Below are 22,915 nucleotides of genomic sequence, written 5' to 3'. Positions count from 1 at the left end.
GCTAATTATCCATGTTACAAGAAAAGGAATCAATACGGAATCCTGATTTTTCAATCTTTGGCAATCCACCATTATCATAACATTGATCCGTTAAACTTCTGACTTCCTGGTGGACAAAATAACTTTGAGAAACAAATGCCAAACAGACGGCTATTAATATAGAAGAAATAATGATTGCTAATGTTTTTGTTGATTTGAAGTTTTTAATATGTCCTTCCTCCCCTAATATATCATGACAAATTTAATCTAGTACGTGCCCTCGTTTTCCATGATCCTTAATCAAAATAAACTGGTTGTTCCGGGTTAAGTAGATGCCTAAAAACATGTCCAGTTGTGACCTCGTATTTAAGATTTTCTTTTACTATTTACTTCTTACATATACACTTTTCGGCTTTCTTGACTTAATCCTCTTTTGTACTTTGTAGAAAATACCTTAAGTATATTTTTTCACAACCTTCTAATTTATTCAATCATAATTTTTAAAATTGTACTTATTATTTTTCATATCACTTTTCACAATATCACTCTTTAAGGAATACGATGAGGTAAAAAGGATGAGAAAAATGCCTATTTCCTTTCCGGTCATCATACAAACACTTATGATCAGTGGTGGGCCGAATAAGAATATTTATTTTCCAAAAGTATTCCTTATGCATAATCGAGCACTACAGCGCGAAATTAACCAGAGCATCGTCATGAAAACGCAGCAATTAATTGACAAGCAAATGAAAGATTCTCCTTCAACACTCGAAGAAATGATTGGATCTTTTGAAATTAAAAATAATCAACGCGATGTACTAAGTTTCACTTTTTCTAATTACGCCTACCACCAACAAGCTGCGCACGGGATGACCTATATAAATTCTCTAACATACGATCTGCAGAAAGAAAAGTCAGTTAAACTAAAAGATTTGTTTAAACTGGATAGTAATTACGTAAATAGAATCTCAACCTTAATTCAAAATCAAATCCAGCAACGTGAAATTCCTCTACTTGAAGACTTCACTAAAATTAAGCCAGATCAAGATTTTTACATCGCTGACCGTTCATTAGTTATTTATTTTCAGCTTTATGAACTTACTCCATATGTATTTGGTTTTCCAATGTTTCCCATCTCTGTTTATGATATTCAGGACATAATTGATGAAGAAGGTCCACTTGGAAGAATGGCAGAAAATAATTAGCATGCTCGGTTGACCTCTCTTGAAAGTTAATTCTAATATTAATAAGAATGCTGAATCTTATATAGCTAGAGGATTCAGCGTTTTTTTTATATTAATTATCCTTAGTAATTCCGAGCGGTCCATGCATTCTTCTCCAGAGACTCTTCCTGAGAGTTCTATCCTCCTCCTGGTGATTTCTATCAACCGATTCGTTGCTGCTATTAACCGCCTCACTGTTCCTATCAACCACCTCGATGTTCCTATCAACCGCCTCGATGATTCTATCAACCGACTCACTGCTCCTATCAACCGACTCGATGCTGCTATCAACCGACTCACTGCTGCTATCAACCGACTCACTGCTGCTATCAACCGACTCCCTGCTGCTATCAACCGACTCCCTGCTGCTATCAACCGACTCACTGCTGCTATCAACCGACTCCCTGCTGCTATCAACCGACTCACTGCTGCTATCAACCGCCTTGCTGCTCCTATCAACCGACTCACTGCTCCTATCAACCGCCACACGACTCTACTTTACTAACAACAAAAAAACAAGAGAGCTTGACTACTCTCTTGTTTTCTCTATTATTCTATAGGAAAAGTCCTACAATCGTAGCTGATAGGATTGATGTTAAAATTGCACCGATAAGAAGTTTCATACCGAACCCGGAAACAGTACTTGCTTTCTTACCGTCAATTCCTTTAACAGTACCTGCAATAATACCAATAGATGAGAAGTTTGCAAAGCTGGTTAAGAATACAGTTACAATACCAATTGTTTTCTCAGACATTACTTCCATTAATGGTTGGAATTCTAGCATAGCAACAAATTCGTTGGTAACAATCTTTGTACCCATGATTGAACCTGCTTGAATTACTTCGCCAGGTGAAATTCCCATTAATAATCCGATTGGTGCAAGGATATATCCTAAGATTTGTTGTAAGGTTACACCTGCAAATACAAGCTGGATTAACCAGTTCACTAATTCTAATGATGCGATAAAAGCAATTAGGTTTGCTGCAACAATTAAGGCAATCTTACCACCATCCAGGGCACCATTTCCCATTGCCTCGAAAACACTTTTATCTTGAGATACATCAGATACATCTACTGTATCTTGTTCTTTTGGTACATTGACAGGAGCTAGAATGGATGAAATCATCAAGGCACTAAACATATTCAAAGGTAAAGCTACTAAAATATATTCTGCAGGTAAAATTTGAATATATGATCCAATAATAGAAGCAGAAACGGAACTCATAGCAGATGCACTAACAATATAAAGTCGATTTGCATTTAAATGATGGAACTGTGATTTAATTGCTAGTAACGCTTCAGACTGCCCGAAGAAAATACTATTAACCCCGTTAAATGATTCTATTTTAGGCAATCCCGTAATTTTAGATATTAAGCCACCAACCCATTTAATGATGGTTGGAAGTATTTTCAAGTAATTTAAAACAGATAGAATCGTAGCAAAGAAGACAATAAGTAATAATACATTAAAGAAGAAAACGCCACCTTCTTGTATTTCAAATCCACCTAAGACAAAACCAATTCCTTCTTGTCCAAATTCTATCAATTTATTAAATACAGCTGAAATGCCATTAATAATGGCTTGTCCTATCTGAGTGGAGAACATAAACCATGTAATCACTAATTGTAGTGCCAACATAATTCCTATGCCTTTAAAATTTATATTTTTCTTATCGTTTGACATAAGATACGATATACCTATAACCACTATAATAGCTAGTAGCCCTAAAATAATCCCCATTTTATTTCCTCCTCTTGAAATCTGTAATGCCTTACAATCACATGTACAGTTTCCAATATTCCTTAATATTTTAAGTAGGTTCGTTCAGTTACCCACACCCTTAAGGTTTGACGTCCAACCTGTGTTCCCCAAAAATTAAGGTCCTCTCCGGAACCATTTTTTACTATATAATTTTATAATTGAATGAATTTTATCAATTGCACTTCAAATGATAGGACGTCCAACGACTATAGCGTGTGTAAACCTTTTCAATCACCTTACAAACCTATTATAAGATTAGACGTCCTACAAGTCAATTCTTTTTTTAAAATTGTTCTTATTTATTTTTTATCGTATCCATTACAAGTACATTAAAATAAGGTTAACATCCGGCAAGTTTTCACAAATTATGCCGGAAGTACCAACATCTCTTAAAAGACTCTCTTTCTCAATACGTTAAACGAAATCTGATCGGATCGGAAGTAATTAATCGAATACAATACAGGGCGATTGGATTGATCGTAATGAATTTGCCGTAAGATTAACAATGGTGTGTCTTTATCGCACCCCATAACTTCTGATATTTCATTATGGTAGCTTATCGTTTTAATTTGTGCTTCTGCATAACTTATTGTAATGCCCATTTCTTCTAAAGAACCTATAATCGATTCTTGATTTAATTTATAACCTTTAGCCAGTAAGTTAGCAGGTATCTTGTCAATACAATACACCAATGGCACCCCATCGGCTGTACGAACGCGCTTCACCAGAAATACTTGTTCATTCTCTTCTAATTTCAACTCTTCAATATCATCACTATGTGGATCGACATAGCCGGTAAAATGAATATCCGTACCAGAGGTTTTGCCTTCTCTTTCTATCATATCCGTAATACTGAATAATTCTTCTATACCACCAGTAAATACTGGTTTATTATTTACAAAGGTACCGATACCATGTTTTCGAACAATAATATTTTCTTCTTCTAAGATGCGCAATGCTTCTCTTAACGTATTCCTTGATACACCAAGTTCCTTGGAAAAAGCTGTTTCTGAAGGCAGGCGTTCTCCTGGTTCTAATTCGCCATTATTTATTTTTTCTTTTATTTGTTCAATAACTATCAAATAACGTGGTGTTTGATAATTGAAATTCATGTGCTACCGTCCCCTCTCTCATTTCATTTTACACGGTAAATAACGCGCTTTCAAGATAATTTCGCAGATACTAGAATGCCAATCATTTTCTGTAAAAAAAAGAGAGGTTTCACTTACTGCTTGTGAAAACCTCTCATTCTATAAATTATATACCTTGCAATAAAAAGTTTATGAAGAATAAACCAGCAATGATATATAATGGTTTTGATACTTGACTAGCCTTGCCTACTGCTAATTTAGCAATGGGATAAGCTATGAAACCAAAGGCAATTCCATCCGCGATACTATATGAAAATGGAATCATAATAATAATTAGAAACGCGGGAAACGCCTCAGACAAATCTTGAAGATTAATATCTCTTATATTTTGCAGCATTAATCCACCAATAATAATTAATATTGGCGAAATGGCACTACCTGGAATTAAACTAATAAAAGGTATAAATAAAAACGATAGTAGAAATAAAAGACCTGTTACAATGGCTGTAATACCTGTTCGTCCTCCTGAAGTAATACCTGCAGAACCTTCTACTGTGGAAACGGTTGGACTTGATCCAAATAATCCGCTAAACATTGCTGAGATAGAAACAGCACGAACAGCTGGAATATATTTTCCTGGTTGTTTTGCCTGATTTACTTGTCCACTAACCAATCCTATATTCTCAAAGACTAGCACCATGGTTAAAGAAAATACAGCAATCCAAAATGTAATCGATGCTATACTGTCAAACGACATTGCTGCAAATACACTGCCATAATCTTCAATGGATAAACTAGAAGCGCCCATTTGACTTGTATCTATTAACCCGAATACCCATGCAATGACAGTACCAAGAAATATGGTAATTAGAAAATTACCAGGGATATTTCTCAAAAATAAACCTATAGCAATCACAAAAGTTAATAAAAATGCTACTACTTCCAAACTGCCTATATCACCTAAAGCAACAAGCGCATGTTCTCCTCTTACAATGATATTGCTTTTTTCTAGTCCAATAAGTGCTAAGAATAATCCTAGTCCTACTGTTATCGCATGTTTTAATGTACCTGGAATAGCAGTGGATAACACATTGGATAACTTGGTAAATGCAATAACGATAAACACTAGTCCAGATATAAATACCACACCAAGTGCTTCTTGCCATGTTAATCCCATGGAATGGACAAAGGTGTAAGCAAACATCGCATTTACACCCATTCCTGGAACAAGGATTAATGGTACATTTGCTCCAAATCCTACGATAAAACAACCAGCAACCGATGTTAAAATAGTTGCCCACACTGCGGCTTGAATTGGTATTCCAGCATCTGCTAAAATGGTTGAGTTTACTACAATAATGTAGACAATCGCAAAGAACGAAATAAAACCGGCTAAGATTTCATTTTTTATTGTCGATCCTTTATCATAAACTCCTGTTAAATTATTTATTCGATTCTTCAAATCTCCTATCTTCCTTTTTTAATAACTCCCTCGCCCACCCAGTCTTTCCAATAGACTCTTTCGTAAATGTTTTGTTGTTTTGTAACGTTTGTCGTTGATAGAAACTCCGAATAAATTTAATTAAGAATACTGCTTAGTCTTCGCTACGGAAATACACTACGCTTTCCGCGGGGAGCTGGTGAGCCTCCTTCGTGCTGACGCACAAAGCAGTCTCACCGATGCTCTTCTTCCCGCAGGACAAGGAGCGCCTCGGCAGGGTTACATCGCACGCAGAAAAAAGTGGTCTTCTTTTTTCAAGGAGTCTCCGTGTATTTCCTTCGCTAATTTGGTGCTCTTTATAACTTCCAAGCATTTTATAAAGACTCTATAGATATAGATAAGGCTACCACTATTAAGCAGGTTGATTGGAGCGGAGGGCAGTCGACTCCTCGAAAATAAAGGGCAATTTTCTTCGTGCGATGTAATGCTGCCGTAGCCTTCCTTGTCCTGCGGGAAGATAGGCCTAGATGAGACCCCGCAGTGCGGTAGCACGAGGAGGCTCATCAGCCGCCCTAAGGTGCGCGACTGCCCGGAGAGGAAATCAACAAGGCACTACATTTATCTTTATTAAAGTAATTCACAGTCTATATATATTACAGCAAAAACAACATTTTTTAGAAAGAGTCTTATCTGTAAGACCGAAATTTTAATCTACTTATTCTTTCACAATTGCTATACTTGAACTTGCGCCAATACGTGATGCTCCTGCATCGATCATTGCTAATGCTGTTTCTCTGTCACGAACTCCGCCTGATGCTTTTACACCGATTTCTGGTCCGACAGTTTCACGCATTAGACGAATGTCTTCTACTGTTGCTCCTCCAGTGGAAAAACCAGTGGATGTTTTTACATAATCGGTTCCTGCTTTCACTGCAAGTTCACATGCCTTCACCTTTTCTTCATCAGTTAGCAAGCATGTTTCGATAATTACTTTTACAAGTGCCTTATCTTTTGCAGCCTCAACTACAGCTGCAATATCTTTCTCCACGGCATGATAATCTCCTGCCTTTAATTTTCCAATATTGATGACCATATCTACTTCTGTTGCACCGTTGTTAATCGCATCTTTTGTTTCTGATGCTTTCATTTCTGATGTGGTTGCTCCTAATGGAAATCCAATTACAGTACATACTTCTACGTCCGAGTCTTTTAATTGTTCAGCAGATTCTTTTACCCATGTTGGATTCACACATACAGAATAAAAGTCATATTCACTCGCTTCTTTACAAAGTTTTTGAATTTGTTCTTTTGTTGCTTCTGGTTTTAGTAAAGTGTGATCAATATATTTAGCCATTTGTTTACTCATAATAGTCACCTCATGTAATTAATTAGTTGTTAAATCTTCTGGTGTAAACGCACCAGGCAATAATTCTTCAGTCGTCGTTTCCTTTTGCAAACCATGTAGATTTGTTAAAATTACTTTCATATCTCTCGGGCATAACTCGGACATTACTTGCCTGCATGCACCACAAGGCGGTACTGGCCGGTCTGTATCGGCGACAACGACAAGGACCTCAAAATCTCTTTCACCTTCCGAATAAGCCTTAAATAATGCGGTTCTCTCCGCGCAATTGCACATTGGATATGCTGAGTTTTCAATATTGCATCCATGATAAATCTTTCCACTTTTTGTTTGTAAGGCTGCTCCTACCTTAAACTTCGAGTAAGGAACATACGCTTTTTCTCTTGCCTTTATTGCCTCATTTACCATGTGTTGATTTTCCATATTTACTCACCCCACTAAGTTTGATTACTTATTCAGCCAAGCTTTTAATTATTTCTTTAACTAGATTCAAGAAATCATCTCTAACTTTCTCAGTCGTTTCAATTACTTCCTCATGAGATAGAGGTTGGTTTAAGATACCAGCTGCCATATTAGTAATACAGGATAATCCGATTACCTTCATTCCACTATGGCGGGCCACAATTACTTCTGGAACAGTAGACATACCAACAGCATCACCGCCCAGTTTTTGCAGCATACGTACCTCTGCAGGTGTTTCATAACTTGGACCACTATTCCACACGTAGACTCCTTCTTTTAAGGATATATCTAAACGCTTAGCTGCATTTCGAACAACATCCTGTAGTGCTGAATCATACGCCGTAGACATATCTGGAAAACGAACACCAAGTTCTGCATCATTCGGCCCAATTAATGGATTGGCACCTGCATTGTTAATGTGATCTGTAATTACCATTAAATCTCCGGCTTCAAAGGAAGAATTTACCCCTCCAGCTGCATTTGTTACCATGATGGTTTCTATATTTAATTCTTTCATAACACGCACAGGAAAAGTGACCTCATCTAATCTATATCCTTCATAGTAATGAAAGCGTCCTTGCATCGCTAAAACAGTAATTCCTTGTAAATCACCAATTACTAACTGACCTGCATGTCCTTCAACAGTTGAAACAGGAAAGCCAGGAATGTCTTCATATTTCAGTTTTATAGGGTTTTCTATTTCATCTGCTAATACCCCTAAGCCTGAACCAAGAATGAGACCTATCTTAGGAGACTTGGCTATATTTTTTTGAATAACATTTGCTGCTTTTTTTATTGCATCACGATTCATAAATCTATCCCTCACTTTATTTCATTTAAAAAACTTTTTCCATGTCTAGGACTTTTCACTTGGAAATTATCTGCAATCGTTTCTCCAAGATCTGCGAATGTTTCTCTTAATGGAATGTTTGCTCCCTCTGTCATTCCTTTATGATGAACAAGCAAAGGTACATATTCTCTCGTATGGTCTGTACCATGGTGGATTGGGTCATTTCCATGATCGGCTGTGATAATTAATAAATCATCTTCTTTTAGTTTTTCCAATACTTCAGGCAACCTAGCATCGTACTCTTCTAATGCTTCCCCATATCCTTGAGGGTCACGACGATGACCGAATTTTGCATCAAAGTCCACTAAGTTTAAAAAGCTTAGTCCGGTAAAGTCCATATTTAACGTCTCTACTAATTTGTCCATTCCATCCATGTTAGATACGGTGCGAAGTGATTTTGTAACCCCTTCTCCATCATAGATATCTGATATTTTGCCAATGGCAATTACGTCATAGCCATCATCTTTTAATTCATTCATTACCGTTCTGCCGAATGGTTTCAAGGCATAATCATGACGGTTTGGAGTACGTTCAAATGCACCAGGCTCTCCAACAAATGGACGAGCAATAACCCGACCAACCATATATTCTGGAGCATTCATTAATTCACGTGCGAATTCACAAATTTGATATAGTTCTTCTAGTGGTACTACTTCTTCATGTGCTGCGATTTGCAATACAGAGTCAGCTGAAGTATACACAATTAAACTTCCCGTTTTCATGTGTTCTTCACCAAGTTCATCTAGGATTGCCGTTCCAGATGCTGGTTTATTACCTATAACTTTTCTGCCTGTTTTTTCTTCCAGTTTCTTAATTACTTCGTCAGGGAACCCATCAGGGAATGTTCGAAATGGAGTATCAATATGAAGCCCCATAATTTCCCAGTGACCTGTCATCGTATCTTTTCCAGCTGACGCTTCTTGCATCTTTGTATAGTGTGCTATTGGCTTTTCCGCTGGAGTAATTCCTTGAACTTCTCTGATATTACTTAAACCAAGCTTGCCCATATTTGGCATGTTAAGACCGTTCATATGTGCTGCAATGTGACCTAATGTATCTGCACCCTTATCATCATAAGCCTCTGCATCAGGTGACTCCCCAATACCAACCGAATCCATGACAATTAAAAACACTCGTTTAAATCTTTGACTCATTGTTCATTCCTCCTTATATTATCATACAACATTTCCGTAAGACGTCCAACCTCTATTTCAGGAAATAGAGGGCCCCACTACGGACCCTTACTCATAAATGACATCATATACTAAAGCATGTGGTTCCACTTTCTTAGCTGAAATGGAATAAGATTGATAAATTTTCTCCACTACATCCTTCACGTCTTCACGGTTGCTATGGATAGTGACAAGTGAATCTCCTTTTCGTACTTGATCACCAATCTTTTTATTAAGGACCAGTCCTACTGCCAAGTCTATTTCAGAATCTTTCGTTAAACGCCCTGCACCTAATAGACTTGCTGCGATTCCAATTTCATCTGCAACAATTTCTGAGACCATACCATCTTCTTTTGCTACAACTTCAAATGTATAAGATGCTGTTGGCAGTTTTGATGGTTCATCCACTACAGAAGCATCTCCACCTTGTGCAGAAAGGAAAGTCTTAAATTTCTCAATGGCTTTTCCTGATTTTATTGCTTCTATTAATTTTTCTCTAGCTTCTTCTATAGATTCCGCTTGTTTTCCTAAATAAACCATCTGGCTTCCTAATGTTAAACAAAGCTCTTCCAGATCAGCAGGTCCTTCTCCTCTAAGAGTATCAATTGCTTCTTTCACTTCTAGTGCATTTCCAACAGCAAAACCTAATGGCTGGTTCATATCAGAAATAACCGCAATCGTTTCACGACCTGCACCATTTCCGATTTGTACCATTGCATGGGCTAATTCTTTTGCACCTTCTAAATCTTTCATAAATGCGCCAGAGCCAGTTTTCACATCCAATACAATGGCATCCGCACCAGATGCGATTTTTTTACTCATAATGGAACTCGCAATAAGAGGGATAGAATCCACTGTTGCTGTTACATCTCGTAATCCGTATAACTTCTTATCTGCAGGGGTTAAGTTTCCACTTTGACCTACGACTGCGATTTTATTCTTGTTTACTAATTCATTAAATGTTTCTCCATCTAACTCTACATGAAATCCTTTAATGGATTCTAGCTTATCAACCGTACCGCCAGTATGCCCAAGACCACGACCAGACATCTTGGCAACTGGTACACCTACTGATGCCACAAGTGGAGCTAATATTAATGTTGTCGTATCGCCGACTCCACCCGTGCTGTGCTTGTCAACTTTGATCCCAGCTATATCAGATAAATCGACTTGATCCCCTGATTCCACCATGGCTTTGGTTAAGTGGACTCTCTCTTCTGTTGTCATATCTTGGAAAAATATCGCCATCGCGAATGCAGACATTTGATAATCTGGTACGTCTCCTTTTGTATAACCTTCAATTGCAAAATTAATTTCTTCTTTTGTTAATTCATATCCATCTCGTTTTTTCTCGATAATATCTATCATTCTCATCGTATATCATCCCTTTTTTATATTATAAGTATGTAATTTTTTAACTTTCAATCATAGGACGTCCAACAACCTAATTGTCTGGAAACCCTTCCACTTTATTTATAATTCTATTATAAGATTAGACGTCCAACAAGTCAATGGATTTCTTATCTATTCACTAATTGTTACCATCTTCTAGAATTTATTAGAAGCAAAAAGGCTTATGTTTAACAGAATGTTGCTTTTTAACAAGACTTTCTTTTCATTTTGTATAGAATGTTGATATCTGTAATTCAGAATACTGCTCTGTCTTCGCTACGGAAATACACTACGCTTTCCGCGGGGAGCTGGTGAGCCTCCTCCGTGCTGAAAAGCGTGTGCGCCTGCGTCTTCCAGTAGTGCTTCGAAGCGGGCTTTCTCGGCGCAAGGGAACGAGGAAGATGATTCAAGTAGTTCCCTCACTACGAAGTCTCACCGATGCTCTTCTTCCCGCAGGACAAGGAAAGCTTCGGCAGTGAAACATCGCACGCAGAAAAAGTGCTCTTCTTTTTCAAGGAAGTGGGTTTCTTCCGAGGAGGCTGAGGCCGTGCCCGCGGAAAGCGAAGTATTCTGCCGGAGCGAATCCTAGCACAAAACTTTCATCAGTGTAAGCGAGAGCAAACTATTCTTAATTAAATAGAACAGGAGTTTCTATCAACTATACGAAAAGAGCCAAATAAAAAAATGGACGTCTCTTACTATTTTTGTAAAGACGCCAATTTTTTATTCATTTATTTTTTTCCACTGTAATTTTTCCATTATCTGTTGTTAATTTGATTCGATTATCTCCATTTCCTATTATCGTATCATAAATTGATTCCCCAAAAATGTTAACGAATCCATTATCTACTTTAATATCAAATGTGGCATTAGAAGGTTTCCTTTTTGTTAAAATATTTATTGCACCATTGTCAGTTTTCATTTCAATTGGTCGATCTAATGAGTCAGTGATAAGCGTCATTTTTCCGTTATCAGTTTTACTGATAAGCTCTCCTTCTACATTTTCCAAAACGATTTCTCCATTGTCTGCTTTCGCTTCTATAAAAGTACTTCTTATCTCATTTAATACAATTTTTCCATTGTCAGTTTCTACATATATATCTTCTGCTTCCAGCTCACTTGCATCAATCATTCCATTATTTGTCGAAATTTCTACGTTATTATATTGCTTCTGAGGTAAATACACACTTAAAGTTGGTTGTTTGGAAATGGAAAAGAGGTCAACAGAAATCCACTCAAACCATCTATCATCAACGTCAACTTCTAAGCTACCTCCTTTTACTCTGGCATCTAATTTATATTTATTATTCTTGTTGCCAGACAGTTCTAATCGAGCTGTATCAGCATTTACTGGTACTACAATTACTTTTGCATTCTCGGTTTCAACTGCCAGCTTGTCAAAATCTTGTTTTATCTCCATTTCGTTCGTTCCGTTTGACCCAAATGGAAAATCTATCAACATACTCACAACAATGACAACAATCAGCGCGATAATAATGATGAAAAGTTTTTTCATTTTTTAACAATCCTTCCGTTTAATTTCTTCTATATTAATAATACATCAGTAATTCAATAAAATAATGACCCTTGAATGTAATTTACAATAAGACTTAAGTTCTAGTCTGGAATAAGTCTACTTCTTAAGCATTGACTCGCCCAAAAGGTTTTTTAACATATTATATAGAATACTATACAACAGACAAATCATTTATAAAGGAGTTAGTTATGTTGAAACACGTATTAGTAATTGGAGGAACTGGCATGCTTTCAGATGTATGCCTATGGTTAGTAAATCAGAACTACCAAGTATCTGTAATTGGAAGAAACCCAGAGAAAATGCAACGTTTAGTAAATTCGACCACAGTTAGCTCTCAGCTCACTCCTGTTTTAGTGGATTATACCAATTATGAAGCCCTTAAACAGAATCTTCTTCAGATCCAAGAACAAAATGGACCATTCGATATGGTTGTTGCCTGGATTCATGGAACAGACCTATCTATATGGCAAACTCTTTTCCATTCCATACCTATGTCTAAAAACTCCATTCTTTATCATGTAAATGGGAGCAGAACAAATTTAGAAAAAGTTAAAAGAAAACTAAACGTACCTAAAAACATTAGCTATCATCAAATTAAACTTGGCTTTATAGTAGAGAACGCCCAGTCTAGATGGTTGACTCACGAGGAAATATCCAATGGTATTATTCAAGCTATAGAGGGAAATAACCACAAGAAAATTATTGGTGTCCTTGAACCTTGGGATAAACGACCATAGTCAAGACAACTATGATACAAAGAGAGTTTTTGAATAAACCATCCTTATTACTACATAATAAAGTTAAGGATGTGATGTTATGAAAAATGAAACAGTGATTGAAGAATTAAATACAATTTTAAGAGGTACATATATGGGAATACGTTCCATCGAACACTATATTCAGAACGTGGATAATTTAGAGTTAAAAGAATACTTTCAATCCATGCAGAAAGAAATTAAAGACAATGCAACAAAAGTGGCAGAACGCATCCAGAACCTTAATGGAATTCCTGCTGATAGCGAAGGTGTTTCAGGATCGATGCATAGCTTCATGCATAAAATGATGACTCCTAATGACGAAACCAAAATAATGGAAGATGCGATTAAAGGCTTAGACAATTATGGCGTAGAGTATTCAGAAGAACTTGTTAAAGGGGATTTGGATCCAGAAAGCAAACAACTTGTGGAAGAAGTTATTAATACGAATCGCAAGTATGTGGAGCAATTAAGAGATATTCTACAATAAAAATGCCAACCTCCGTTTTAACGGGGATCGGCATTTTTAATTTGATGGAATTAACTTAACTGGGTAAGGAAAAACAGTACTCTCCTTATTCAATTATGACATCCAAAATATCTGTTAGGCAGATTCGTTCTTTTCCTTGTAATACAATTTGTTTATTATTTATATCAATACTTTTTAACTTTCCAGCCATCGTGTGAAAATCATGATTTTTATAATATTTAATACGTACTGTAAGATTGTTATGGATTGCCAGTTGCAACTTAGTATTCATCTCACTCAATTGTTGTGCATCAATAATAGGCTTTGTCTTATATTCTTTTTCATTCCACATTTGATTCAACATGTTTATATGTTCAGGCATCATCATCGATGTCCATTTTATCGTTCCTCGATCATTTACCATAACTAAATCTCCTTCCGAAAGAACGTTTGTTCTCATTTTATCACAGAAAGAGTTATTTAGCTATGGAATTTCCTGTTAATCCATGGAGATGTTTCCATAATATAAAAAACATCTCTCTTAAATTGAGAAATGCTACTTACGTCTTATATCTTTCCTTTAAATTTTACTCATTTAAATGTCTTGCGTATCGTAAGGAAAACTGTTTTTCATTTGTTTCAGTAATGGTTATTTTTTTCTTTTGGAACGAAAATCCCCTAGCCTCATAAAAAGGTATGCCTAGCTGATTTCCTTCCTGTACAGACACCCACTGTTCGGTTGCACCACTCGCGATTTGCTGCTTCGTTAATGCTTCTAGCAGACGTGTTCCTATCCCTTTATATCGAAAGTTTTCATCCATATAAAGAACAAAAATTTCTCCTTTATTTTCTTCCGTCATTGCACCACCAATCACTCCAACTACGTCCGAATGAACTAGTGCTACATAAGAATACACTTTAGACTTTATATCACGTAAAACCCTGTCGTGGTTATACCATAGGTCAATATTCTGCTTTTGGTATTTTTCACTTAATATCCCTTCCACGGTTTGTCTCCATCCATTAGCACAGATGGTTGCAATTGATTCTGTATGTTTAGGTTTAGGCTCAACAATAGATATTTTCAATTACCACACCTACATTCCTATATGTACTATTTAGTTCATTTCATACACCACAGCATTATTATTTAATGCTGCTTGCAGTTTTGATAACTCATCGAAAGCATTGTCATTTGTATCATATAATCCTAACACAATGTCTTTTCTTCCCCATATTCCATTAGAAATGGAACCAATGACTGCACTCTTCTTCTTCCCACCGATATTTCTAGTTATCGAAAAGGAAGCACAATTGATTAACTCTTTTTTATTTTGACTTCTTACCCACATGTATCTCTCGCCCCTTTAAATTCGTATTTTCATTTTTTTCTTGTGTTTTTGTATAATTCGGAACTCCCTATTACGTCATACCCTATGTGATATACAATACTTAACATTCTAGCAGAAAAGAATAAAATAGAGGTACATATTCACTGTGATTATATACCTCTATTTTAACTTAATTTGTTTATTTTTCTCCTTCTTTTTTTCTTACATTGTAAATCCAGGCCCTGTCTTCGTCCATCATTTTCTTAACCGCATAAATAGTTAAAAATTGAATAAAAATAATTGGTATTCCCATTAAACCGGAAAGCACTTCAAGTGGTGCCAATCCACCAATCCGCATCAAAATCAGAGCTAGAACGGTAATTACCGCAGCAACAATAATACGAAGATTTTTAGATGGTTCTGCTTTACTCATATTTTGTGTACCTGTGTAAGATGCAATCGTATACGTTGTTGAATCCAGTGTTGTAACCAAGAATATCATGGCAATAACAACAAAGAAAACAAGCGCAATGGTTGATAATGGCAAGGTATTCAAAATCGCCGGTATGGCTGCCATTGCATCTTCTTGTATGATATCCAGTACAGGTACTTCCCCTGTTAGATATCTGTGTACTCCTAAACCTCCAAGAACTCCAGTTGCCAACCACGATAAGAGTGTTGGAGCAAGTAAATAGGTTAATATCATTTCTCTTATGGTTCGTCCTCGAGATATTTTTGCTGCAAAAACACTATGTAGCATTGCCCATGTCGCACTATAAGCAAACCAGAAGACTGTATTCCGCTCAACATAAGATGTTTCTTCCATTCCCAGTGAGTTCGTGTTTAAAGACAAATCAATATAATTAGATAATAAAAATCCAATCGTGTCAGTAAAATAATTCAGAATAAAAATCCCTGGCCCTGCTAACATGATAAAAATTGCAAAAGTCGCAGCAAAATACATATTCCAAGTACTTAGTTTTTTAATTCCTCTTTCAATTCCTAAATAAGCACTGAGCGTGAATAAGATTACCCACACAATAATAACGATTAATGTTAATCCGAATGTAATTTCTATATGGAAGATTTCCGACAAACTATAAGTAACAATTGGTGTTCCAAGTCCTAAGGTAACAGCAGCTCCAGAAAGGATACTGACTAAGAAGATAACATCCAGTACTTTCCCACCATAACCATCTGTAAATTTATCACCGAAAATCACCCGACATGCCTCTGAGATTCGCATGAACGGACGCTTCCGAACATGCAAAATGTACCCCATTGCAGGTGCTGCCATTACAAATATCGCAAACACTTGGAAACTCCACATAAACATACTGTATGAATTTCCCCACAATAACGCTTCAACAGACTGAGGTTCCACACCAAATGGAGGGTCTACCGCAACATTGGCCCATTCAATCATACCCGTTCGCATAATAGTGGATCCAAGTCCCATAGCGATGAGAATAGATGCATATTCAAATAAGTTAAATCTAGGTTTCTCTGTAGGATTGCCTAATACGACATCACCATATTTAGAAAAAGCTAAATACAACCCGGCACCAACTAAAATAATTGCGTACCACACATATCCCCACGTAAACATTTCCACAATCTTATCAAATATCACATTTAATAGATCCAAGGATTCATCCTCGTAAAGGGAAAAAGGAATACTGATTGCAATAATAATAAGTATAGATGGAATAAAAATCCTATTATCTATTAACTTCTTCTTATCGTCCTTTCTCAAATTAATAACCTCCAGTAACAAATTATTCTGATAATTACCTTCCTGATGATAGATTGATTGTTACCCTTGTTATTATAGATGTCTTGGAAATTAACGGGTGCAAAAACTATTATAACAAACCTAAAAGTTTTATACATAAAAAAAGACAATTATCCTAATAGTAGGAAAATCATCTTCTTTAACTTATAGTGTAGTATAAAAATAAAAGTTAGGCTGTTTTCTAATAGATTGTGCCTGCGGTTACTCGCCACACGGAAAAGATTTTTATTGCTATTACCGGTTACGTCCAATTTTTATAGACTGTTGATTACTTTAATTCAAAATACTGCTTAACCCCCGCTACGGAAATACACTACGCTTTCCGCGGGGAGCTGGTGAGCCTCCCTCGTGCCTTGAGACATTTACTTATTATTGTTACCAATCTCCATCAACCATTTACGCAATTTTTCCTTTGGGTAATATACTTTCTTGTTTATCTTAATATGAGGTATATCAGGATACTCATCTATTAACGTTTTTGCATCTTCTTTTGATATCCCCATAAAATCATGGACCTCATTTTCCTTAATCAACCCATGTTGCACATCATCAAGTGAATCAAACAAACTTTTTGCTTCAGGGTTATTAAAGTTCTTTAATCCCTCTCCGATAAAAAATCCGGCTACTGCAATTCCTAAACCAATCCAAATAAAATCGAATTCCATGATCTCAATCCCTCCCCTGTTAACTTAATAAAGTGGGTCCTTACTTCCATTATTAACCAAAAAAATAATAGGCACAAATCAAATACGATTTGTACCTATAATACGTTTCATTATTTCTCTTTTTCTATGGTTTTGTAGTTATAGATGTAGAACCATTCTCTTATTTGATTTATCGTCCATAGTAACCTTATGTAAAAATAGACTAGAATTCGGATTTATACTCTGTGAATAAGTTAAAAATATTTGTAGCAACACCATCCACCGTTTGACTTTCTTCCGTAACATTCCAGAACACCAAACCAATTGCCAAGCCAACTACAAAAATTAATACTAGCAAACTAAGATAAGTAGACTTACTCAATCATATCACCTCTAAACCCTTTATTTATATATCTATCTTAGCCAACTTTTAATCTATTTAGACCCACTAGTGCCTGGCACTTCCCGGATTTTGTCGAATTTCATATTAATGGTTGATTTATTCGTCACGAAATAGTCAGATATATGGTCTTGGCCTACTATTCTGCCATTTAATAATTGATTTATAATGATAGTAGGAGGACTGTCATTTTTTATTTTGGGAGGTGCTGGGATGGGGGAGATGGTTATTGTAGTTATTATTATCGGACTGATGTTCTTAGCTTTGATACTAGAGATTGCTCGTCCTGCCTTTATCGTATTCACTACCTTAATGTTTCTGTTGCTGACAGGTACCATTACAACCTCAGAAGCACTGCGCGGATTTTCCAATGAGGGAATGCTGACCATTGCTCTGCTCTTTATCATAGCAGGGGCAATCGGAAAAAATCCTTTATTATATAGCTTTATTTACAGAATGATAGGAAATAGCTCCAGTTATCGGAAGACATTGCTTCGTATCATGGCGCCGATATCTGGACTGTCAGCATTCTTTAATAATACCCCAATCATTGTCATGATAATCCCTATTATTCGCAAATGGTGTAGACAGCATAATATGCCTATATCCAAATTTTTACTTCCATTGTCTTATGCATCTATATTTGGAGGGATGATTACATTAATTGGGACTGCAACCAACTTAGTCGTTCATGGGTTAATGCTAGAAAATGGAATGAGGGGCTTATTCATGTTTCAACTAGCAATCGTCGGTATCCCAGGTGCTATTATTGGTACAATCTATGTTATCTTTATTGGTTCCAAACTATTACCCAAAGACAGAAAAACATTAGAAGAAAGTTTTGTAGAAGAAAATAAAAATTATTTAACGAAGGCTATTATCAATCCATCCTGTGAAATAGTTGGTCAGACTGTAAAAGACGCAGATTTAAAAGGGTTATTTTTAATTGAAATAATTCGTGGTAAGGAACGTATTACCCCTGTTTTACCAAACGAAGTTATTCATGCGGAGGACCATCTGATTTTTTCGGGGACAATAACGACAATCATGGAATTACAGATGATTAGAGGGTTAGTTATTGCTACGAATGCAACTTTTACATTTCAACATCTACATCAAAAAAATTTACGTTTAGTGGAAGCAATGATTTCAAGCAACTCTCCCCTTCTCCATAAGACGATAAAAGAAAGAGATATTAGGAAAAGTATTATGCAACGGTGGTTGCCGTCAGAAAATATCAGCAAAAATCAAATGAAAAGATTGGGGATATTAAATTAAGTGCCGGGGATACGCTATTACTATTAGTTAAGAAAGATTTTATTCAAAAATGGAAAAATCATTTTCATGATGATTTCTTTATCGTTTCTGAAATAGACACACCTATCGAACGAAATAGAATACAACAAGTATTTCCAATTGCAGTATTAATAGGAATGATTGTTCTAGCCTCATTCAATTATATATCCATGTTTAAAGCTGCACTAATTGTGACCTTTTCTTTTATCGTCACGAACATTGTAAAACCAAATAAAATCTTAAAAGACATTGATTTTCAAGTACTCCTGCTGATTGCTTGCTCTTTTGGCATAGGAATAGCGATAGAAAATACTGGACTAGCCCAATTGGTTGCCAATTATCTCGTGAAGTTTGCAGGCGAAATGGGGATTATAGGAATTCTCATAGCCATTTATTTCATCACGAATGTTTTAACAGAACTTATAACCAATAGCGCAGCAGTGGTTATTATGTTTCCCATCGGTATTGCCATTTCAGAACAACTCATGGTTGACCCATTCGTATTCATTATCACACTTACAATTGCAGCTTCCGCAAGTTTTTCTACACCAATTGGATACCAAACCAATTTAATTGTATATAGCCAAGGCAAATACCAATATAAGGATTTTTTAAAAACGGGATTGCCACTAAGTGCTATTTACATGATAATAACTGTCACGATTGTTTACTTGTTTATCTATTCATAATTAAGTTAACCAAAGAAACATTGAGCACTCTAACAAGTTTGTTCCAACTCAACGGTCACCATAAAATGATTGATTTTAGCATCTAGTTTTTGAATTCGGTCAAGAGCTGTTGGATAGTCAATTTGGCGATAATGATGCTTTCCACCAGGTTCTTCATCCGCTTCATCAGCTTTTGCCACAACTCTTTGCAATGGACTAAGCTGAAGTTGACCTTCAGGCAAGTAGGAGTCTGTATGAAGCAAAACAGCCAACGCAATTGCTTTAGCATGTTGCAAATCTTCCCCACATCGAACAAGAAGCTTATGCGCACGAGCCGCTCCCTTAATTGCATGGATATCGTTCTCTTGATACATCTGATAATTCCATTCACCATTTTCGTACCATGTATAATGGCCGATGTCATGTAGCAGACCGGCTTTGGTTGCCAAATCTGGATTAACCCCAGTTTCTGCAGCAATTTCAAATGCATTCTCAGCCACTGAAATTGCATGTGCTACTCCAGATCGTCCAACATATTTTTGTACTATAGGGTGGTTAAACAACTCTTCCAATGTTACCTTTCTCATCATCATACCTCCCTTTTTTCAGCGTACTTTGCGTGATATTCATCAAAGTATATTGTTTAATAAAATACCATCTTTTCGTCCAGTTTTCAACCATTTTCTGATTAATTTTACGTTTTCAAAGTGTTTTAAAAAGAAACACAAATGCAAATGCACGCCTGTATAATGATAGACAGTAAAAAACGATACCTGACCTTTACTCAGGTACCGTTTACAACTTTTGCTTTACATGGTGAAATCAAAACAGTGGCAAGTTATCCAAATTATTTTCCTTTATTCCATCTGGTTCACTTCTAATAATATCCCTTCCATATTTATGGAAAACATCCACATGATTCAGTTTCCCAGCCTTCGCTTCATCCAAGGCTGTAACGTAATCCAATTCGCGGCCTGAAGCTGTTTTGAAGGCGATAATATCCCCATCGTCATTTTTGCGCACTGCAACAATCTCATCCTTATCGGTAGATTCACCTTGTTCCTCATTAACTGGGAGGTCACTTTGCTTTCGATATTCATTATAAATTTGTTCAAAATCCTTATCTGACACGATGGAACAACCTCCTATTAATTTTGGGTCCCTTGCTGGTTCCTATTTCTTACTTTCCCTGCATTCGTATCGCTAAACTTCGATGTATTCACCGTTCCTGCAGTTTTAGCCAGCAATGCTTTCACTTCGTTGTAAGATAATCCTGATTCAGCATTTCTCCTTTTTACTTCCTCAATATCCGTCCCAGCAACAGTAAATCCATCATACGAATCCTTATCATTATTCATCCAAATCACCCCCTTATAATATCTTGCACAAAAAGGTGCCTGTCACTCCCCGGTTTTTGTCAGATTTTGTCGCGCAATACGTAAAAAAAAGCTGACCTATAAAATTGGGTCAGCTGTTTATTCTTCTATTTTATACCTTAAATAATCATAATTAGAGGTTGGAACTTCTTTCACCATATTGCCCTCATTATCGGTATATATTTCATATTCCCGATAGGCCTCCACCTTGTGGCCATCCACAATTTTTGTCCCTTCCATCCGATACTCAATAGAAGTATAAGTATTAGGATTAATTTCATCCCCCAATTCTGCATTTACTTCCTCTGTCACATCCCCTATTTCTTCATCAAAACCCGGAGTAAAACCGTGATAGGTATCTGAAGGTGATTCCAAGAAAGCTATATAAATCAAAACGACCATGATTCCAATCATAGAAAATGCCTTTTTCACGGATTCCATCCTCTCCCCTATCTTAATAAACTTTCGAATGAGCTGATTGTGGTGCACGAAATTTTGTATATCCGACAAACGTTAGTACCAGCATTCCAATTAGAAACGCGATAAAATATGGTGATATTACCTCTCGAATAATACCTGTTATGAACGTACTGAATATCATCCCTGAAGAATACACGGCAGACATTACACCAAAAGCTCTCCCATGTCCTTCTCTTGATATAGCATCAGTAACTGCCGTAGCCATTGCTGGCATCATAATTCCAAAGCAAAAACCAATCAAAAATAACAACAGCATCAGTGAAAATAACGAATTAACAAGGGCAAACAAACTCATACACATACCAAACAATCCAAACATCATACGCTTGATCGGATCAAAGCGGTTAATGAAAAACAAGGATAATGATAAAAACGTTCCAACAGCCATAAAACTAAACAACTGTCCCGTGCTTGCAGTAGAGAGCCCTTTCTCCACAGTCAAATAAGGGACTTCATAAATAATTACTCCATGCATATACATCACAGCAAAACCTGATAAAAATACAATATGTAAATGAGGTATGGCCAATATTTGTGATAGACTTATAGATTTTTTTGGTGATCGATAATCTACAATCACAACTTGTCGATCTCTTACAAATCTTATCGTATAAATAGCGGTCATTACTAAAGCTGCTCCAATAACAAAATATGCATTTGCATATCCAATTAAGACACCTAGTTTCCCACCAATCAGTGGTGCAATAATACTAGCAACTGTACCTAGAATCCCATTCACTGCCATATTTTTCCCCTGTTGCTGACTATTGGCTGCATACCCAGACAATAATGCCAGAGCTGCTGGAATTAGGAATGCCAGAGAAAATCCGTTCATTATGCGCAAAATCAATAGTGTTGCAGAATTGGATGCTAGTCCATGCCCTATAAATAAAGCGCCTGAAACAAACAAAGGAAGCGTTATAAAAACCCTCTTCCCAAACCGATCAACTAACGGTCCAGCAATCAAGTTTCCTGTTAAATTAGCTACCTGTGCCGCACTAAGCATAATGCCAATTAAAACACCGGATGCTCCAAGCATTGCTGCATATGGAGTAAAAATTGGTGCTTGCACACTCATAATCAAACTCATAAAAAACATGACAATAAAGATGTTTAATTTATCCACCGTTGCTTCTCTCATTTTTTCACCTCGAAAACATTGTATGCACGAGCTGGAAAAATAGACGAGCTTTTGTAATTAGAAATTAAAAAAATTGTGTGTAAGCTTTTACTCTTACATACTTACCTAAATCAAGCTAATTTAACGTATTACTATATTAGGATTGACAGTTTCGATAAAAACGATTATATTAATATTACTAATTCATACGATTCCGCAGCTCAGCTGGGAGAGCATTACCTTGACAGGGTAGGGGTCGCTGGTTCGAGTCCAGTCGGAATCATTACTGAAAAAAGCGTTAATCTTGC

At 36.4% G+C, this 22,915-nt stretch carries 26 protein-coding genes and 1 tRNA gene; 6 read left to right on the top strand and 21 right to left on the bottom strand.

Going from position 1 to position 22,915, the window contains the following annotated elements; translation table 11 throughout:
- The first annotated feature begins 563 nt into the window (after positions 1 to 563).
- The gene (locus D8M06_RS12190) at positions 564 to 1,184 is read left to right on the top strand and encodes a DUF3298 and DUF4163 domain-containing protein (RefSeq protein WP_121204729.1); all 621 of its coding nucleotides are present in this window, start codon (positions 564 to 566) and stop codon (positions 1,182 to 1,184) included.
- A gap of 57 nt (positions 1,185 to 1,241) precedes the next feature.
- Here D8M06_RS12190 and D8M06_RS12185 read toward each other — a convergent pair whose 3' ends face one another.
- The 10 genes from D8M06_RS12185 to D8M06_RS12135 all read right to left on the bottom strand — a co-directional run bounded on the left by D8M06_RS12185 (position 1,242) and on the right by D8M06_RS12135 (position 12,252).
- Complete coding sequence (locus D8M06_RS12185; protein ID WP_147404972.1) at positions 1,242 to 1,682, bottom strand: hypothetical protein; 441 nt, start codon at positions 1,680 to 1,682, stop codon at positions 1,242 to 1,244.
- 74 nt (positions 1,683 to 1,756) lie between these two features.
- On the bottom strand, positions 1,757 to 2,944 hold the full coding sequence (locus D8M06_RS12180; RefSeq protein ID WP_121204680.1) for a NupC/NupG family nucleoside CNT transporter: 1,188 nt from the start codon (positions 2,942 to 2,944) through the stop codon (positions 1,757 to 1,759).
- 410 nt (positions 2,945 to 3,354) lie between these two features.
- Complete coding sequence (locus D8M06_RS12175) at positions 3,355 to 4,077, bottom strand: GntR family transcriptional regulator (protein WP_121204679.1); 723 nt, start codon at positions 4,075 to 4,077, stop codon at positions 3,355 to 3,357.
- Between the two features lie 145 nt (positions 4,078 to 4,222).
- Positions 4,223 to 5,518 carry an NCS2 family permease gene (locus D8M06_RS12170; RefSeq protein ID WP_121204678.1) on the bottom strand — a complete coding sequence of 432 codons (1,296 nt, stop codon included), beginning with the start codon at positions 5,516 to 5,518 and terminating at the stop codon, positions 4,223 to 4,225.
- A 694-nt stretch (positions 5,519 to 6,212) separates the two neighbouring features.
- Entirely contained in the window at positions 6,213 to 6,863 is a 651-nt protein-coding gene (gene deoC / locus D8M06_RS12160) for a deoxyribose-phosphate aldolase (RefSeq protein WP_121204676.1), read from the bottom strand.
- Between the two features lie 18 nt (positions 6,864 to 6,881).
- Positions 6,882 to 7,283, bottom strand: coding sequence for a cytidine deaminase (locus D8M06_RS12155; protein WP_121204675.1), 402 nt, complete (start codon positions 7,281 to 7,283; stop codon positions 6,882 to 6,884).
- 28 nt (positions 7,284 to 7,311) lie between these two features.
- Positions 7,312 to 8,133: a purine-nucleoside phosphorylase gene (locus D8M06_RS12150; RefSeq protein ID WP_121204674.1), complete on the bottom strand. Its 822-nt coding sequence runs from the start codon at positions 8,131 to 8,133 to the stop codon at positions 7,312 to 7,314.
- Positions 8,134 to 8,144: 11 nt separating this feature from the next.
- Positions 8,145 to 9,326, bottom strand: coding sequence for a phosphopentomutase (gene deoB / locus D8M06_RS12145; protein ID WP_121204673.1), 1,182 nt, complete (start codon positions 9,324 to 9,326; stop codon positions 8,145 to 8,147).
- Positions 9,327 to 9,413: 87 nt separating this feature from the next.
- Positions 9,414 to 10,718, bottom strand: coding sequence for a pyrimidine-nucleoside phosphorylase (locus D8M06_RS12140; RefSeq protein WP_121204672.1), 1,305 nt, complete (start codon positions 10,716 to 10,718; stop codon positions 9,414 to 9,416).
- A gap of 745 nt (positions 10,719 to 11,463) precedes the next feature.
- Positions 11,464 to 12,252, bottom strand: coding sequence for a DUF4097 family beta strand repeat-containing protein (locus D8M06_RS12135; protein WP_121204671.1), 789 nt, complete (start codon positions 12,250 to 12,252; stop codon positions 11,464 to 11,466).
- 212 nt (positions 12,253 to 12,464) lie between these two features.
- On the opposite strand from D8M06_RS12135, the gene D8M06_RS12130 reads away from it, so the two are divergent.
- Positions 12,465 to 13,010, top strand: a complete 546-nt coding sequence (locus D8M06_RS12130) for an SDR family NAD(P)-dependent oxidoreductase (RefSeq protein ID WP_121204728.1) — start codon at positions 12,465 to 12,467, stop codon at positions 13,008 to 13,010.
- A gap of 79 nt (positions 13,011 to 13,089) precedes the next feature.
- A complete protein-coding gene (locus D8M06_RS12125; RefSeq protein WP_121204670.1) occupies positions 13,090 to 13,518 on the top strand; it encodes a DUF2383 domain-containing protein in 429 nt (142 codons plus the stop codon).
- An 85-nt stretch (positions 13,519 to 13,603) separates the two neighbouring features.
- Here the strand turns inward: D8M06_RS12125 and D8M06_RS12120 are convergent, their stop codons facing one another.
- From D8M06_RS12120 to D8M06_RS19850, 6 genes are all read right to left on the bottom strand, one after another.
- Positions 13,604 to 13,921 carry a YolD-like family protein gene (locus tag D8M06_RS12120; protein WP_158591788.1) on the bottom strand — a complete coding sequence of 106 codons (318 nt, stop codon included), beginning with the start codon at positions 13,919 to 13,921 and terminating at the stop codon, positions 13,604 to 13,606.
- A gap of 163 nt (positions 13,922 to 14,084) precedes the next feature.
- Positions 14,085 to 14,585: a GNAT family N-acetyltransferase gene (locus D8M06_RS12115; RefSeq protein ID WP_121204668.1), complete on the bottom strand. Its 501-nt coding sequence runs from the start codon at positions 14,583 to 14,585 to the stop codon at positions 14,085 to 14,087.
- A gap of 30 nt (positions 14,586 to 14,615) precedes the next feature.
- Entirely contained in the window at positions 14,616 to 14,849 is a 234-nt protein-coding gene (locus D8M06_RS12110) for a hypothetical protein (protein WP_121204667.1), read from the bottom strand.
- 178 nt (positions 14,850 to 15,027) lie between these two features.
- Positions 15,028 to 16,584 carry a BCCT family transporter gene (locus tag D8M06_RS12105; protein ID WP_421904387.1) on the bottom strand — a complete coding sequence of 519 codons (1,557 nt, stop codon included), beginning with the start codon at positions 16,582 to 16,584 and terminating at the stop codon, positions 15,028 to 15,030.
- Between the two features lie 401 nt (positions 16,585 to 16,985).
- Positions 16,986 to 17,288, bottom strand: coding sequence for a MerR family transcriptional regulator (locus D8M06_RS12100; protein WP_121204666.1), 303 nt, complete (start codon positions 17,286 to 17,288; stop codon positions 16,986 to 16,988).
- 202 nt (positions 17,289 to 17,490) lie between these two features.
- Complete coding sequence (locus tag D8M06_RS19850) at positions 17,491 to 17,649, bottom strand: hypothetical protein (protein WP_158591787.1); 159 nt, start codon at positions 17,647 to 17,649, stop codon at positions 17,491 to 17,493.
- Between the two features lie 231 nt (positions 17,650 to 17,880).
- Here D8M06_RS19850 and D8M06_RS12095 point away from each other — a divergent pair, with 231 nt between their 5' ends.
- On the top strand, positions 17,881 to 18,945 hold the full coding sequence (locus D8M06_RS12095) for an SLC13 family permease (RefSeq protein ID WP_158591786.1): 1,065 nt from the start codon (positions 17,881 to 17,883) through the stop codon (positions 18,943 to 18,945).
- Positions 18,885 to 19,652 carry an SLC13 family permease gene (locus tag D8M06_RS12090; protein ID WP_121204664.1) on the top strand — a complete coding sequence of 256 codons (768 nt, stop codon included), beginning with the start codon at positions 18,885 to 18,887 and terminating at the stop codon, positions 19,650 to 19,652. Before D8M06_RS12095 ends, D8M06_RS12090 begins: the two co-directional genes overlap by 61 nt.
- 29 nt (positions 19,653 to 19,681) lie before the next feature.
- Here the strand turns inward: D8M06_RS12090 and D8M06_RS12085 are convergent, their stop codons facing one another.
- The 5 genes from D8M06_RS12085 to D8M06_RS12065 form a co-directional block, all read right to left on the bottom strand.
- Complete coding sequence (locus D8M06_RS12085) at positions 19,682 to 20,218, bottom strand: HD domain-containing protein (protein ID WP_121204663.1); 537 nt, start codon at positions 20,216 to 20,218, stop codon at positions 19,682 to 19,684.
- Positions 20,219 to 20,453: 235 nt separating this feature from the next.
- Positions 20,454 to 20,762, bottom strand: coding sequence for a DUF3892 domain-containing protein (locus tag D8M06_RS12080; protein ID WP_121204662.1), 309 nt, complete (start codon positions 20,760 to 20,762; stop codon positions 20,454 to 20,456).
- A gap of 17 nt (positions 20,763 to 20,779) precedes the next feature.
- Positions 20,780 to 20,989: a gamma-type small acid-soluble spore protein gene (locus tag D8M06_RS12075; RefSeq protein WP_121204661.1), complete on the bottom strand. Its 210-nt coding sequence runs from the start codon at positions 20,987 to 20,989 to the stop codon at positions 20,780 to 20,782.
- A 117-nt stretch (positions 20,990 to 21,106) separates the two neighbouring features.
- Positions 21,107 to 21,439, bottom strand: coding sequence for a hypothetical protein (locus D8M06_RS12070; RefSeq protein ID WP_147404971.1), 333 nt, complete (start codon positions 21,437 to 21,439; stop codon positions 21,107 to 21,109).
- A gap of 22 nt (positions 21,440 to 21,461) precedes the next feature.
- Positions 21,462 to 22,628 (bottom strand): MFS transporter, encoded by a 1,167-nt coding sequence (locus tag D8M06_RS12065; protein WP_121204659.1) that lies wholly within the window; start codon positions 22,626 to 22,628, stop codon positions 21,462 to 21,464.
- A gap of 189 nt (positions 22,629 to 22,817) precedes the next feature.
- On the opposite strand from D8M06_RS12065, the gene D8M06_RS12060 reads away from it, so the two are divergent.
- A tRNA-Val gene (locus tag D8M06_RS12060) sits at positions 22,818 to 22,890 on the top strand.
- Positions 22,891 to 22,915 lie beyond the last annotated feature (25 nt).

The sequence above is a fragment of the Oceanobacillus halophilus genome, assembly GCF_003628505.1.
Lineage (GTDB): Bacteria > Bacillota > Bacilli > Bacillales > Amphibacillaceae > Oceanobacillus > Oceanobacillus halophilus.
The sequence above is the reverse complement of the archived record's forward strand: the minus strand, read 5'-3'. Positions and strand labels throughout refer to the sequence as shown.